Below are 13,416 nucleotides of genomic sequence, written 5' to 3'. Positions count from 1 at the left end.
ATGTAAACTTTTACCTGATATCTAATGGTATAATCAGTGTAAGTTTTTACAAGCTTTCAAAAGGTTTTTTAACCGCTTTCAATAGATTCTCAGCTGTTTATATTCCTTCTTAGCTCGATTACTAATCCGCCGTCAAAAGGGTTATATACTTCTTGTCAGGCACAAAGTTTAGATTGCTTTACGGAAATACCTTTAAGGGAAAAGGAGTTGAAGCTCAAGTGAAGACTAAACAGGAGAACCTTTCAGAGTGGTTAGGTAAAGGACCTCATCTTTCTCTTTTTAATAATCACCCAGATGCCATTTATGTTCTTGATTTAGAGGGCAATTATATTGATGCAAATTTAGCCATAAAAGACCTGACAGGTTACACTGTCCCAGAATTTATTGCACTTCATCCTAGTGAAATTATCGTAGAAGAACAATTGACAAACCGAATGGAAATTCTGCAAAAGGTATGTTCGAATGTAAAAGAAGAGTACGAAGTGTACTTTCATCATAAAAGGGGATATATGCTGATTGCATTAGTCATATATGTACCAATTATGGAAGGAAATGAGACAATAGGCTTTTATGGGATTGCTAAAGATATTTCAGAGAAAAAAGAAATAGAAAAAAGAATGTATGATAGTGAAAAAAGATTTCGGCTTTTATCTGAGAATTCTCTGGATATGATAGCACTTCATACGACAGATGAAGAAAAATTCATATATGTGTCACCTGCCTCAAAACATTTATTAGGTTACGAACCTGAAGAACTAATCGGCCATTCCCGCTATGAGCACTTTCACCCGGAAGATATTGCCTCTATATTTCAGCAGCATAAGCATGACATGGGCCGTAATCAGGAATACAAACTGACTCATAGAGCTAAACGTAAAGAGGGCCAGTACATTTGGCTGGAAACCACAGGGAATTTTATTGTGGACGAAGAAACAGGGGAAATCAAAGAATGTATTACAGTTTCCCGTGATATTACCGACAGAAAACTAATTGAAGAAAAATACAAAATAAATGAACAGTGGTATAAATCCTTATTCGATTATAACCCGGCTGCGGTTTTTTCATTTGACATTAATGGAGACTTTATCAGCCACAATGATAACTTCAATAAATTAACCGGGTATTCCCAGGAAGAAATTAATTCTATGTCATTTGTTCCATTTGTGGCGCCGAAAGACTTAGGACGAACGGCTGCTCATTTTGAGAAGGCAAAAAAGGGAGTGCCTCAGCATTATGAGACCACACTCGTGGAAAAAAATGGGGAGCATCGGCCCGTGCAGGTTTCGAATCTGCCGATTATTGTGGATGGAAATATTGTAGGTGTTTATGGGATTGCCTTTGATATATCAGAAAGGGTTTGGGCGAGGGAACAGCTGAAGGAGAGCGAACAGCGCTACCGCTCATTATTTGAATATAACCCGTCTGCCGTCTACTCATTTAATAATGAGGGCAATTTTACATCGGCAAATAGAGCGCTCGAATTACTCTCAGGATATAACCAGGAAGAACTGCTTGAAATGAATTATTCTGCACTCATACATCCGGATGATCTAGAATATACACATTGGCATTTTGAACAGGCAATGGAAGGAATCGCCCAGAACTATGACATCTCCATCATTAGAAATGATGGTAGATTAATTGAAGCCAATATTATTAATATCCCAATCATTGTAAATCAGAAGGTAACAGGGGTATATGGCATCGGGACAGACATTACGGACAGGAAACGGTATATGAACCAGGTGGAAAGTCTGAGCAATCAAAATAGGCTGATTCTTAATTCCGTAACAGAAGGTATAGCAGGACTCGATCAATCAGGGAATATTCTTTTTATAAACGAAGCAGGAGGGAAGATTCTTGGGCTGAACCCCCAGGAAGCAGCTGGTCGGATGGCAGAGAGTCTGATGGCAGATAGAACAGTGGAACAAACCTGCCCGGCAAATCAAACTTTGAAGGATGGAATCTCCAGAGTTGTGGAAAAGGATACATTGTATCTAAAAAACGGCAGAGAGATGCCCATTCAGTATTCCATCAGCCCTATGTACGAACAGGGTATCATTACGGGTACGGTTATTACATTTTCTGATATAACAGACAAGCTAAGAATCGAACAGTTAAAAAAAGAGCATGAACAAATTGAGCTTGAATTCAGACTGGCATCCCATGTACAAAAATCACTGCTGACGGATGTTTCAAAATTAGTCCTGCCGCATCAGACCGACTTAGGAGTCGTTTCCATCCCAATCCGCAAATTAAATGGAGACTTTTATAATGTTGTAAGCAATGGTGAACAAATCAGGTTTGCAATTGCTGATATTTCAGGAAAAGGAATGGCAGCTGCGATTTTAATGTCAATGATTAAATATGCGATGGATAAAAGTGAAGAACATACTCTTCCTCATGAAATCTTAGACGAATTGAATCAGTATTGTGCCAAATATCTGGATCCGTCCATGTTTGTTACCATGTTCATGGGTACTTACGATGTGATGACTTCCAGGTTCCAGTATGCTTCCGCCGGTCATGAACCTGGAATCATATACAAGCATGAAGAAAACGAGATGTTCGATATAAATGCCAGGGGAGCAGTTCTGGGGTTATCAAAAGATACCGTTTATTTAACGGAAGAATATCAGTTACATGGTAAAGACATGGTCTTACTATATACGGATGGAATTACAGAAGAGCGGCTGAACAGCGGTGTAGATTCAAATGATAATCTGAAAGAATTGTTGTCACAGGTGGATAAATCGAAATCTGCACAAGAAATTATTCAATCCCTTTATAACGAAATAAGACGTAAGCAAAAGGACCAAATATATGACGATCAAACCTTGTTTTTGTTTAAAAAGGTCAATTAGCATCTAATCAACAAAGCCCTATCTCATAATGATAGGGCTAATATATTTTATTCCTTTACTAGCTGCAAAAGCAGGTCGGGTCTATTGGTTAAAATACCATCTGCACCGGAAGAAAGCAGTTTTTTCATCGTCGCCTTGTCGTCAATTGTCCAATAATGTATGTTTTGTCCTCTACGCTTGGCACCGTCCATTACCTTTTCTTCCGTAAGATCAAAGCCGCTCTGAGCCGTTGGAATCTGGTGGACATCCGCCCGGGGACTGTACAGATTAGGCAGGAAAAACTTATGGAATATGACGAATTTTCTAACCTCCTGGCTGCCCGCCGCTATGGCCGTTTTACCCTTCGAATAGTTTGTAAAGCTCGAGATTATATTCTGATCAAATGATGCCACCAGAATCTTATCCTCCATATGATATTTTTTAATTAATACCCATAATTTTTCATTCATTTCATCTAATCTTTCGTCTGGATTATCATCTTTTATCTCCATCTCAATCCGCATATGCCCAAACTTCTTAAAGATTTCTTCTGCAGTTGGGATATATACTCCCTTGCCTCGAAAACTGTAATTTCCGTTCAAATCTTTAAAGTAATAACCCGCATCGAGGGATTGAATTTCTTTCAAAGTTAAATCAGCAACGAGTCCCTTTCCATTCGTCGTTCGATCTACACTAGCATCATGTATAGCGACCAAATGGCCGTCTTTCGTAATATGAAGGTCTGTTTCAAGTACATCTACTCCCAAATTTGCAGCATTATCAAAGGCTGCCATCGTATTGGAAGGAGCTAACAATTCGCCGCCCTGGTGTGCAATAACAAGAGGCCTGCTATTTTCAAAAAAAGGCTTCTGAGGAATCTTCTTAACAGGATAAAAATTAAACAGGAGGACGACTATCAGCATTGTTAGTGGAATCAAGTAAAGGAGGAGACTGATTTTCCGTCTTTTTGCTGATCTATTTATTGGAACTTGAGCCATGGAGGAGTAATCCTTTCTTAAAAGAGTTTTATTCTATATTACAATGAAACTGTTATATGGGATATCCTGTTTTTGAAAAAGGTAAAGCAGAGAAAAAGATACTAGCACAAAACTTAGGAGAGCAGGCATTATCCTTAGAGATAAGGGTGGAATCTAGGAGATAGTCATTAACTCGAAAAGATAGGCGTAGAACCCATGAGATAATCATTAATTTGAATACATAAGCAAAGAACCCGAAACATAATCATAAAACCGAAAAACAAATTCATAAAATTCAAAAACATAATCATAAGATCAAAAAACTTAAGCATAAAACTAAAAAACAAAAGCATAAAACTGAAAAACCTAAGCATATGAAGTCCAGAAAGTAATCCTAAATCCAAAAAGCCAGTCAATATCGATCAAACTGGGAAATAATAAATAAAATGATAGGTTTCTAGTAACCCAAAATAAAAAAGCCTGCTTTTCAGCAGGCTGTATACTCGACTATTATCTATATTATTTCATTACTTTAATTTTAACGGTTTTTCTGCCCCACTGAATGGCTTTTGATTTACTGGAAATAAAGACATCAATCTTATTCCCTTTAACTGCACTTCCTTTGTCAGCCGCTACTGCATATCCGTAGCCAGGTACATATACTTTAGATCCTAATGGGATAATGCGCGGATCTACAGAGATTGCTTTAGCATTTGGATTCTTTTTTAAGTTAAGGCCTGTAGCAGTGATTCCGCTGCAGCCTCTGCAGCTTGCTGTATAAGCTGTTGCTGTAACCGTGATTTCTTTGTATGAAGCTGCCTTTACCTTAGGTGCAGACTGTGCTTTTTTAACAGCCGTTTTAGCAGCAGATAGTTTTAAGATTTGTTTTGGTTTAATTCGGTCAGAAGAAAGCTTATTCCAGCTCTTTATCTGTCCTACTGATATATGGTATTTTTTTGAGATTCCCCAAAGGGTATCTCCTTGTTTAACTTGATATGTATTCGATCCAGCCGAAGCAACTCCAGAGACTCCAAATGTCAACATCATAATCATACTTACATAGATAGATATTTTTTTCAAAACTTGTATTCTCCTTTTATTTGTTTCGTAGGAATAGAATACCAATCTTGTGTAACAGGAGTGTTTCAGAGGGTTGCTATTTTTGTTACAAAAAAGAGACAACTCAGGGGGTTTACCGTAATAATGCCATCTTTTCCTATAATTAGACAATTTACTTCTCATTATAAGCAAAAAAAAACGGGGAAATTATCCCCGCCCGTAGCTTGCTAGCAGCTTTTTTGTCTTACTGTTTTGTTTGTTCTTTGATTCAGCAGCTGGTTTGAACTTTTTCCAGAGCTGAATAATTGGTTTTGGTGTTTGTTTTGCATTCTCGATCGTTAATGTAACAGCTTCCTTTTTCACTTGGATGTCTGTCATAATTTGCTGCTGGTTTTCTGTTAATTGAGTAGATTCTACCTTAATGGTATCTGTTTTCTGCTGAAGCCGTGCAGCTGTCTCTGAGAGAGAATTGATAGCCGGTTTAACGGATTTAAAAGTTTTAAATGCATATACCCCAAGAAATACGAGAGATAGCAATATAACAGCCAGGCTTATATAGACAATAACCATTTTTCTCCTCCTGTACTTTTAATTTTCTCTATGTCTTTATCTTTACCCTGTTTGAAAAAGAAATAACACCTAATTACTGGCATATTACGTGCTTTGTCCTTTTGAAATAAACATTTGCCTTCTTGTAACGGATTCACTCTTGATTCTTCCCTTAAAAGGATTATAATTAAGTTTAATTTGTCAGAATATTTGAGGCGGGAGTTGTAAAAATGAAAGTTGTAAAGTTCGGCGGGAGTTCATTAGCATCAGGAGAACAGTTTAAAAAGGTTTTACAGATTATACTATCTGACACAGCAAGGAAAATAGTGGTTGTATCTGCTCCCGGCAAACGAAGCCAATCAGATAAAAAAGTAACGGACTTACTGATTGAAAATGCAGAGTATTTTCTCAAGTACCGTGAGATTAACGAAGGACTGCTTGAACAAGTCGTTAATAGATATTCCTCTATTGCTGAGGAAGTGGGGATCCGGACGGATATAGTCAGTGAAATTAAAGCAGATATTAAAACCAAACTGCAGAAAGATTTCAAGAATGAAGAGAGATATATAGATGAAGTAAAAGCAAGCGGAGAAGACAATAATGCCAGGCTTTTAGCTGCATATTTTAAGGAGCAGGGAAAGGAAGCCTGCTATATTAACCCCTTTGAAGCCGGCTTATTCGTAACTGACCAGCCAGGAAATGCTCAGGTTCTCCCTGAATCTTACGAAAATCTTTCTTCTCTAAAAGAGCGATCCGGAATTCTCGTTTTTCCTGGTTTTTTTGGATACAGTAAAGACGGTCAGATCCTTACTTTCTCAAGAAGTGGTTCGGATATTACCGGCTCCATTCTTGCTAATGCAATAAAAGCGGAATTATATGAAAACTTCACAGATGTGGATGCTGTTTATTCGGCCAATCCTTTCGTTGTCAAAAATCCGAAAGAAATCCGAGAGCTGACTTATCGAGAAATGAGAGAATTATCCTATGCCGGTTTTAGTGTTCTCCATGATGAAGCATTAATACCTGCCTTTCGTGCAGGAATTCCTGTTAACATTAAGAATACCAACAACCCATCTGCACCAGGTACCAAAATTGTGAATACACGAACCAATACAAACGGTCCTGTCATCGGGATTGCCAGCGCAAAGGGATTCTGCAGCATTTATGTGAGCAAGTATTTGATGAACCGGGAGCTCGGATTTGGGAGAAAGCTCCTCCACATCCTGGAAGATTATAATCTTTCGTATGAACACTCTCCTTCGGGTATTGATGATATCTCTATTATTTTACGTGAGGATGGTTTTGGTAAAGAAATCGAAGAGGCGATTATAAGCAGAATATTTAATGAGCTGGAAGCTGATGAAGTGAAGATTGAAAGAGATCTTGCCCTTATCATGGTGGTTGGTGAAGGGATGAGGCACAATGTTGGTACGACCGCCCGTGCATCAAAGGCACTAGCCGGGTCAGGTGTTAATATTGAAATGATCAACCAGGGTTCATCAGAAGTCAGCATGATGTTTGGTGTAAAAGAAGTGGATGAAAAAAGAGCAGTAATATCACTATACGAAGAATTCTTTGTATCTATCCCGGTTTAGAGGGTTTATCGACCCGGGAGAACCCAGCGCTTTCTATAGGGAATCTGCAGTTGAACGGGTAAAAATAGGCGCTGATATCTTAGCGTTATTCACTTACATATCCACAGATTCATTGTAAGAAAATCAAAGTAATCAACAGGTTATTCACATTATCCACAAAGGGGAGCGTCTGGGAGTTGTGGATAACCATTATAAAATAAATCTTTAGCCCCAGGGGGTTATTCAATATATCCACATTTATACAAATACCTGTGGATAAAATTGCAGAGAATTCAGAATCTTATCTTGTTTTATAAAAAAGGGAACCAAGAAAACTTGAAAGAGCAGGGGATACACCCTGCTCTTCGTTATTTGTTTCGTATATTTCTTGCTTTTGCCCTCTGGTCCGCTGCTTTGGAGCGAGCCTGAGCTTCAAGATCATCTGTGTCGGCTAAGCTTTCAGAAAACTCTACATCAATACCGTCATGTTTCAGTTCTTTTGGTGTCAGCGGTAAATTCTGCTTGTTTCTGCTATGGTTACGACCTCGGGAACGTGCCATTAGAATGCCTCCTCCAAATGATGGGCTTGGAAGACTTTTGTCTTCCTCCTAATAGAGTTTTCCCTAAGGCCCTGCCTTATGTATGGTAATTAGGACTGGTTATTTAGTAAAGCCCGCTGCACGGTCTGCTTTCTTAAATTCCCTTTTGTAGGTGACTTCCTGGGCACTGGTTAAATGGCTTTTTTGTTTGTCATTTCGCTTCTTTTCCATAAATTCCATCTCCTTTCGAGTGATAGTAGCCATTTTTCCCTGTCTTGAGGAAATCATACTTCTTAATTCCTAATCAGGATATCTTTAAGTGCTTCCGTTAGTTGAGGATAGCGGTAAGAGAATCCTTTCGATAACAATTTCCCGGGAATGACCTTTTGCCCTTCAAGGACCAGCATGCTCATTTCACCTAATCCCAGCTTCAAGGCAGCAGTTGGAACGGGCAGCCAGTGCGGTCTTTTTATTGTTTTGCCTATTGTTTTACCAAATTCACTCATTTGCACTGGACTGGGTGATGTAAGATTGACCGGCCCGCTTAAGTTTCGATTAGTTACCAGAAATAGAAGTGCCCGGGCAGCATCTTCAACGTGAATCCAGGACATCCACTGTTTTCCGCTTCCGATTTTTCCGCCAGCAAAAAGTTTATAAGGCAGAAGCATTCTTGGCAGGGCGCCAGCTTCCTTTCCTAACACAACTCCGAACCTGGCTAAAACCGTTCTCACTTTAAGTGATTCAGCCTTTTTCGCCTCAGATTCCCATAAATAAACCGTTTCTGCTAGAAAATCGCTGCCTCTTTCTAATGAATTTTCATCAAATGTGCGATCTAGAGAAGTTCCGTAGAAGCCGACTGCACTTGCATTGATTAGAACTTCGGGTTTCCTGTCTAGTAGACTGATGATGCGGTTGATCTCCTTTGTGGTTGAAATCCGGCTGGCTATGATTTTATCTTTTTGCCTAGGAGTCCATCTTCTGGCATTTAACGATTCCCCAGCCAGGTTAATGATGGCGTCAATATTCTGAAGGCTGTTTTCTGGATGGCTGGTGCTTGTCAGCCATTCAATATATTTTATCGACTTTTCTTCTTTATATTTTTCCGGATTTCTTGTAAGTATATAAAGCTGATGTCCTTGGTTTAACAGTAAGCCGATCAGCTGTTTACCTACGAACCCCGTCCCTCCGGCAAGTACAATGTTCATATCAAAACCTCCTGATTGTTTATTCGTGCTTTCAAGAAGTAAACCCTTTAAGAATATGGTACATTAAAAGCAGGGGGTGTTATCTATGGCCCGAATCTCTAAAATAACCGCTCAAAAAAAACGAGTGGATCGCTTTAATGTTTTTATTGATAAAGGAAAAGGCGAGGAATATGCTTTTAGTGTTGATGAAGATGTCCTCATTAAATTTGACTTAAAAAAAGGCAAAGAAATAAATGAGTTTGATTTCATAGAAATCGGTTTTCATGAGGATATTCAGAAAGCGTTGAATTATGCTCTTCATTATTTATCCCATCGAATGAGGACCGAAACGGAAATAAGGAACCTTTTGAAGAAAAAGGAGTATGGAGAACATATTATCCAGGAAGTCATCCACAAGCTGTATGGTTTTGATTATTTAGATGACACCCAATTTGCAATTTCCTATGTCCGCACCCAAATGAACAGCAGTATAAAAGGCAAAGGAATTATTTTTAAAGAGCTGAAAGAAAAGGGCATCTCCGAAGAAGACATTCATACGGGCTTAAAGGAGTACTCTTTTGAATTAGAAGTTGAAAATGCAGGAAAGTTAGCAGCAAAAACGATTAAGCAGGGAAAAAATTCATCCGAGCGGGAAGTTAAGCAAAAAACTGAAATGGCTCTTATGAGAAAAGGATTTTCCTCTGATATTATCCAGGAAGCAGTAAAAGGGATCTCATTTGAAAAAGATACAGACGATGAATGGGACGCTATCCTTGTTCAGGGGATGAAAGCCCATAGAAGATATCAGAAATTTTCAGGTTATGAATACCGGCAAAAGATGAAGCAGGCTTTATACCGAAAAGGTTTCTCCGCAGAACTTATTGACCGGTTCATGGATGAAGGAATAGAAGATATCTCAAATTAGTAAGCCATGCACTTGAAAGAAGGGGAACTTATGAGTGAAAAAAGATATAGTCAATTAACAGCATATGAATTACAGCAGGAAATAAATTCTCTTAGTGAAAAAGCAAGAAAAGCTGAACAGATGGGTATGGTAAATGAATATGCCGTGCTAGAGCGGAAGGCGGCGATGGCCAAAGCTTATCTGTTAAATCCGGAACAGTTTAAGGCAGGCGAATTATATGAAATCGAGGGTGCCCCCGGTGAATACTTTAAAATTCAATATTTAAACGGGGTTTTTGCCTGGGGATATCGCATAAGCGGGAGCAATCAAGAGGAAGCACTTCCTATATCACTGTTGAAGGAAATTAAATAACCGGCCAGACAGCCGGTTTAAAAAGTGAAGGGGTCAGCTTTTCAGTGTACCCTCTGTTATAGGATCAAGATCAGGAATATTTTGTGGAAGCTTTTCAGTGCCAAAAGTTCTCGCCTTGGCATGTCTTGGACCATGGCGATGCTTAAATGGGGCCGGCCGATGATGAAAGCCTTTCATACAAAGTCACTCTCCGTCAATGTTAAAGTTCTAACGCGCTCTCAAAGAAGAAGCTTTCATACGTTCCTGTGGATGAGTATTAATGGTTCCGTCCGCACGTTTAGAGGCGTACTCAGCCTTTGCTCTTGGTCCTGCATCATTGCCATGGACGTCACTCGGGAAGATTCTGTCTTTATTGCTCATATACTTGTCCTCCTTCTTAGCTGCAATGCTGCTGGCCTAATCTTAGTATGAGTTAATCAAAATGAAGTATGTTTAATAAAATAAGGAACAGGTGGTGTAATAATGTATGAATAATTATATCGAGGTGCTTACGAATCTGCTTCTTGAGAAGAATCAAAAATTATCTTCCGCTAGAGCGAAAACATGGGTGGAATTGCTTTGGGAGGATTTTGAGGCCACATATGCTAAAGCAGGACATGAATACCGGGGCAGTGAGATGACTGAGAAATATGTAAGACAATTCATTGAAAGCTACGGAGAAAACCTGCACGATTTTATGGCTAATAATCCCAAATATAAGCACTTACTTGATTCAGAAGATAGTGTGCATTAAAAAGGTTGACTCTGGTTTCCCTGAGTCAACCTTTTCTTCGATAATGGTTTGTCTTTCAGCCCGGCAGAATATCCAATTTCTTTCTTAGTTTTTCCTCGCTGAAAATCCATCCAGTATAAGAATTAATAATATTTAAGTCCCGGTCAAGATGAACGACGGCGACAAAGGGATAATAACCATTGCTTCTGTATCTTAAATCGATAAAACGGACCTCTGAGATGTCCTTTCCTTCTTTTATTTCAAAGCGGTACACAGGTGAAAAGGACAAAAAGGCTGATAGATTTTTATCATGCTTTGCTGCATTCAGCACTTTGCTGTCAGGCAAAGGAATACGCTCGAAGGTGTCTAGAATGGTTAATGCCCGGTTATGCGATTTAGCTACATAGAAATGTTTCTCGGTAAGTATGGCTATACGCCACCTATGAAATCTTAAAGTAGGTGAAATAATAATTTTTTTGGCATCTGGCAGGATTTTTAAAACAGCGTTCTTTACTTTTCTCTGTTCAATAAACCTAAGGACATAGTAGATGACTATTATAAAATACATGGTTAAAAACGTTATACCTGGCTGAAGCCCGAATCCCCAGAGAATGATGCCTGCTATATGAATTCCAAAAATAACGGGATCAAAGGTATTGATGATACCGAACGCTACCCATTTTGATGAAAATGGCCGAACCGCCTGTGTTCCATATGCATTAAACAGATCAACAAATACATGAAGCGCAACGGCAAAGAATGTCCACATCCATAAATGCAGAAAATTAACATCGGGAAATATAAGCGCGAGGAAACCAGATATTAACAGCGGCCAAAAAAGAACTGCTGGTATAGAATGGGTTATGCCTCTATGATTTCTTATATAAACCGCATTATTCCGCAGTTTTAATACGGTATCAATATCAGGAGCCTGCTGGCCTAATATTGTACCGAACAAAACAGCCTGAGATGTAATAGAATGTTCTCCGATTGCAGGGTCCAGTGTTGCCAGGCCCCCAATGGCGATTCCCATGACAAAATGTGTTCCTGTATCCAAAAGGCCACCTCCTTACAATACTTGTTACTTCTTAATGCCAGTACAATTCGTAATGATGAAGTTAAGAAGCCTTATCTGATTCATTAATCTTTATTACTATCTTGTATGTTTCGAAATTGAATTATCCACGTTGAACCTAAAACGGAAAAAACAAGGTATAACACCATATTCGAAATGAATATTAATTGTTAAAAATGATTGAAATCATATTGATATATTCCCTTTCTAGCTAAAAGTTAACATCCTGGAGGAAAGATGAATTGAATAATTTGCATGTACTTGAAAAAATAAATATTCCACAGTTTCGCGAGGACATAATTTCCTGGTTTCAAATGGAGCAGAGAGACCTGCCCTGGAGAAAGGATCAGGACCCGTATAAAGTCTGGGTATCAGAGATTATGCTCCAGCAAACAAGGGTGGATACGGTGATTCCCTATTTTAATCGGTTTATGGAATGGTTTCCATCGCTCCAAAGTTTAGCTGACGCAGATGAAGAAAAGGTACTAAAGGCATGGGAGGGGCTTGGCTACTATTCTAGGGTAAAAAATCTCCAAAGTGCAGTGAGAGAAGTTGCCCAAGAATATAATGGAATTGTCCCAGATACACTTGAGGAGATTTCGAAACTTAAAGGAGTTGGCCCTTATACTGCAGGAGCTATTTTAAGTATCGCTTATGGAAGGCCGGAGCCGGCTGTTGATGGCAATGTTATGCGGGTTCTGTCGCGGATATTGCTGATAGAAGAGGATATTGCCAAGCCAAAAACAAGAAAAATTTTTGAAGAAGCCGTTAGAAGATTAATCGATGATAACCATACTTCTGCCTTTAATCAGGCATTAATGGAATTAGGGGCCATGATCTGTACACCTGGTGTTCCGGCCTGTCTATTATGTCCGGTTCGAGACCATTGTGAAGCGTATGCTGAAGGCGTACAATCCCAGCTCCCAGTGAAAAATCTTAAAAAAAGGAGCAGGGATGTGCCCATTGCAGCCGCAGTTATTACCAATAGCCGTCAAGAGATATTAATCAGAAAAAGACCTGCTAAAGGTTTGCTTGCTGACTTGTGGGAATTTCCTAATTATGAGGATCATGCCTCTCTCACAACGAAAAGGGAGTCTTTCCGGCAGCAATTTCAGGAACAGATACACGTTATCCCGGAATTGGGCGAACATCTCATAAGCATTGAGCACATCTTTTCCCATCTTGTTTGGAAAATGGATGTGTATCTCGGTACGGCTGAAGGGATAACCGAGGATATGTTGATTTCACAGCAAATGAAATGGGTTGCTGAAACGGAAGTCGAACATTATGCTTTTCCTGTTTCACATCAGAAAATATGGAAGGCCTACTTAGAAAAAAAATAACCTTAACAGCCTGCAGCACTTTTTCTTAATCAAAAGTAATTCGAGTTCCGTGAGTATAATCAGCCTGACCTCTGCTTAAACCCTCACGGTTTTCATTTCTTTAACAATTTCCTTATGAATTGCTTGTCCTTCTGAATTTAAATAAGGTACCATTTGTTGCAGGGACTGATGAAAATAAGCTAATTCACTTTCTTTCCATTCTGTCTTAGGAACCATGGAGAGCTCGGTCATATCTCGGCCGATGTACATACTATTACCTCCTATCAGTTAATAGGATTATTTTTT

Annotated in this window: 14 protein-coding genes and 1 pseudogene; 6 read left to right on the top strand and 9 right to left on the bottom strand. The window is 39.1% G+C overall.

The window, feature by feature from the left end; translation table 11 throughout:
- Positions 1 to 218 precede the first annotated feature (218 nt).
- On the top strand, positions 219 to 2,864 hold the full coding sequence (locus JOC77_RS14720) for a PAS domain S-box protein (RefSeq protein WP_204544472.1): 2,646 nt from the start codon (positions 219 to 221) through the stop codon (positions 2,862 to 2,864).
- 47 nt (positions 2,865 to 2,911) lie between these two features.
- Here the strand turns inward: JOC77_RS14720 and JOC77_RS14715 are convergent, their stop codons facing one another.
- The 3 genes from JOC77_RS14715 to JOC77_RS14705 form a co-directional block, all read right to left on the bottom strand.
- Positions 2,912 to 3,841 (bottom strand): glycerophosphodiester phosphodiesterase family protein, encoded by a 930-nt coding sequence (locus tag JOC77_RS14715; RefSeq protein ID WP_204544470.1) that lies wholly within the window; start codon positions 3,839 to 3,841, stop codon positions 2,912 to 2,914.
- 498 nt (positions 3,842 to 4,339) lie between these two features.
- Complete coding sequence (locus JOC77_RS14710; RefSeq protein WP_204544468.1) at positions 4,340 to 4,900, bottom strand: 3D domain-containing protein; 561 nt, start codon at positions 4,898 to 4,900, stop codon at positions 4,340 to 4,342.
- Between the two features lie 186 nt (positions 4,901 to 5,086).
- Positions 5,087 to 5,449, bottom strand: a complete 363-nt coding sequence (locus JOC77_RS14705) for a DUF948 domain-containing protein (protein WP_204544465.1) — start codon at positions 5,447 to 5,449, stop codon at positions 5,087 to 5,089.
- A 209-nt stretch (positions 5,450 to 5,658) separates the two neighbouring features.
- Between JOC77_RS14705 and JOC77_RS14700 the strand changes: the two genes are divergently transcribed.
- Positions 5,659 to 7,023 (top strand): aspartate kinase, encoded by a 1,365-nt coding sequence (locus tag JOC77_RS14700; RefSeq protein WP_204544463.1) that lies wholly within the window; start codon positions 5,659 to 5,661, stop codon positions 7,021 to 7,023.
- 347 nt (positions 7,024 to 7,370) lie between these two features.
- Here the strand turns inward: JOC77_RS14700 and JOC77_RS14695 are convergent, their stop codons facing one another.
- The 3 genes from JOC77_RS14695 to JOC77_RS14685 form a co-directional block, all read right to left on the bottom strand.
- A complete protein-coding gene (locus JOC77_RS14695) occupies positions 7,371 to 7,562 on the bottom strand; it encodes a YfhD family protein (protein WP_204544455.1) in 192 nt (63 codons plus the stop codon).
- A 99-nt stretch (positions 7,563 to 7,661) separates the two neighbouring features.
- Complete coding sequence (locus tag JOC77_RS14690) at positions 7,662 to 7,772, bottom strand: YfhE family protein (protein WP_204544451.1); 111 nt, start codon at positions 7,770 to 7,772, stop codon at positions 7,662 to 7,664.
- 62 nt (positions 7,773 to 7,834) lie between these two features.
- Positions 7,835 to 8,746, bottom strand: a complete 912-nt coding sequence (locus JOC77_RS14685) for a TIGR01777 family oxidoreductase (RefSeq protein WP_204544450.1) — start codon at positions 8,744 to 8,746, stop codon at positions 7,835 to 7,837.
- Between the two features lie 85 nt (positions 8,747 to 8,831).
- On the opposite strand from JOC77_RS14685, the gene recX reads away from it, so the two are divergent.
- Positions 8,832 to 9,650, top strand: coding sequence for a recombination regulator RecX (gene recX, locus JOC77_RS14680; protein WP_204544449.1), 819 nt, complete (start codon positions 8,832 to 8,834; stop codon positions 9,648 to 9,650).
- A gap of 30 nt (positions 9,651 to 9,680) precedes the next feature.
- Positions 9,681 to 10,001, top strand: a complete 321-nt coding sequence (locus tag JOC77_RS14675) for a YfhH family protein (protein WP_204544447.1) — start codon at positions 9,681 to 9,683, stop codon at positions 9,999 to 10,001.
- Between the two features lie 207 nt (positions 10,002 to 10,208).
- Here JOC77_RS14675 and sspK read toward each other — a convergent pair whose 3' ends face one another.
- The gene (gene sspK / locus JOC77_RS14670) at positions 10,209 to 10,361 is read right to left on the bottom strand and encodes a small, acid-soluble spore protein K (RefSeq protein ID WP_204544445.1); all 153 of its coding nucleotides are present in this window, start codon (positions 10,359 to 10,361) and stop codon (positions 10,209 to 10,211) included.
- Between the two features lie 106 nt (positions 10,362 to 10,467).
- Between sspK and JOC77_RS14665 the strand changes: the two genes are divergently transcribed.
- Positions 10,468 to 10,734 (top strand): YfhJ family protein, encoded by a 267-nt coding sequence (locus JOC77_RS14665; protein WP_204544444.1) that lies wholly within the window; start codon positions 10,468 to 10,470, stop codon positions 10,732 to 10,734.
- Positions 10,735 to 10,789: 55 nt separating this feature from the next.
- On the opposite strand, the gene JOC77_RS14660 is transcribed toward JOC77_RS14665, so the two are convergent.
- On the bottom strand, positions 10,790 to 11,770 hold the full coding sequence (locus tag JOC77_RS14660) for a metal-dependent hydrolase (protein ID WP_204544443.1): 981 nt from the start codon (positions 11,768 to 11,770) through the stop codon (positions 10,790 to 10,792).
- A 260-nt stretch (positions 11,771 to 12,030) separates the two neighbouring features.
- On the opposite strand from JOC77_RS14660, the gene mutY reads away from it, so the two are divergent.
- Positions 12,031 to 13,131 carry an A/G-specific adenine glycosylase gene (mutY, locus tag JOC77_RS14655; protein ID WP_204544442.1) on the top strand — a complete coding sequence of 367 codons (1,101 nt, stop codon included), beginning with the start codon at positions 12,031 to 12,033 and terminating at the stop codon, positions 13,129 to 13,131.
- Between the two features lie 25 nt (positions 13,132 to 13,156).
- Here mutY and JOC77_RS14650 read toward each other — a convergent pair.
- Positions 13,157 to 13,380 (bottom strand): annotated as a pseudogene (locus tag JOC77_RS14650) (hypothetical protein).
- Positions 13,381 to 13,416 lie beyond the last annotated feature (36 nt).

This window comes from Peribacillus deserti (assembly GCF_016909175.1).
Lineage (GTDB): Bacteria > Bacillota > Bacilli > Bacillales > DSM-1321 > Paraperibacillus > Paraperibacillus deserti.
Note: the sequence above shows the minus strand (reverse complement) of the source record. Positions and strands in the feature narration are given on the sequence as shown.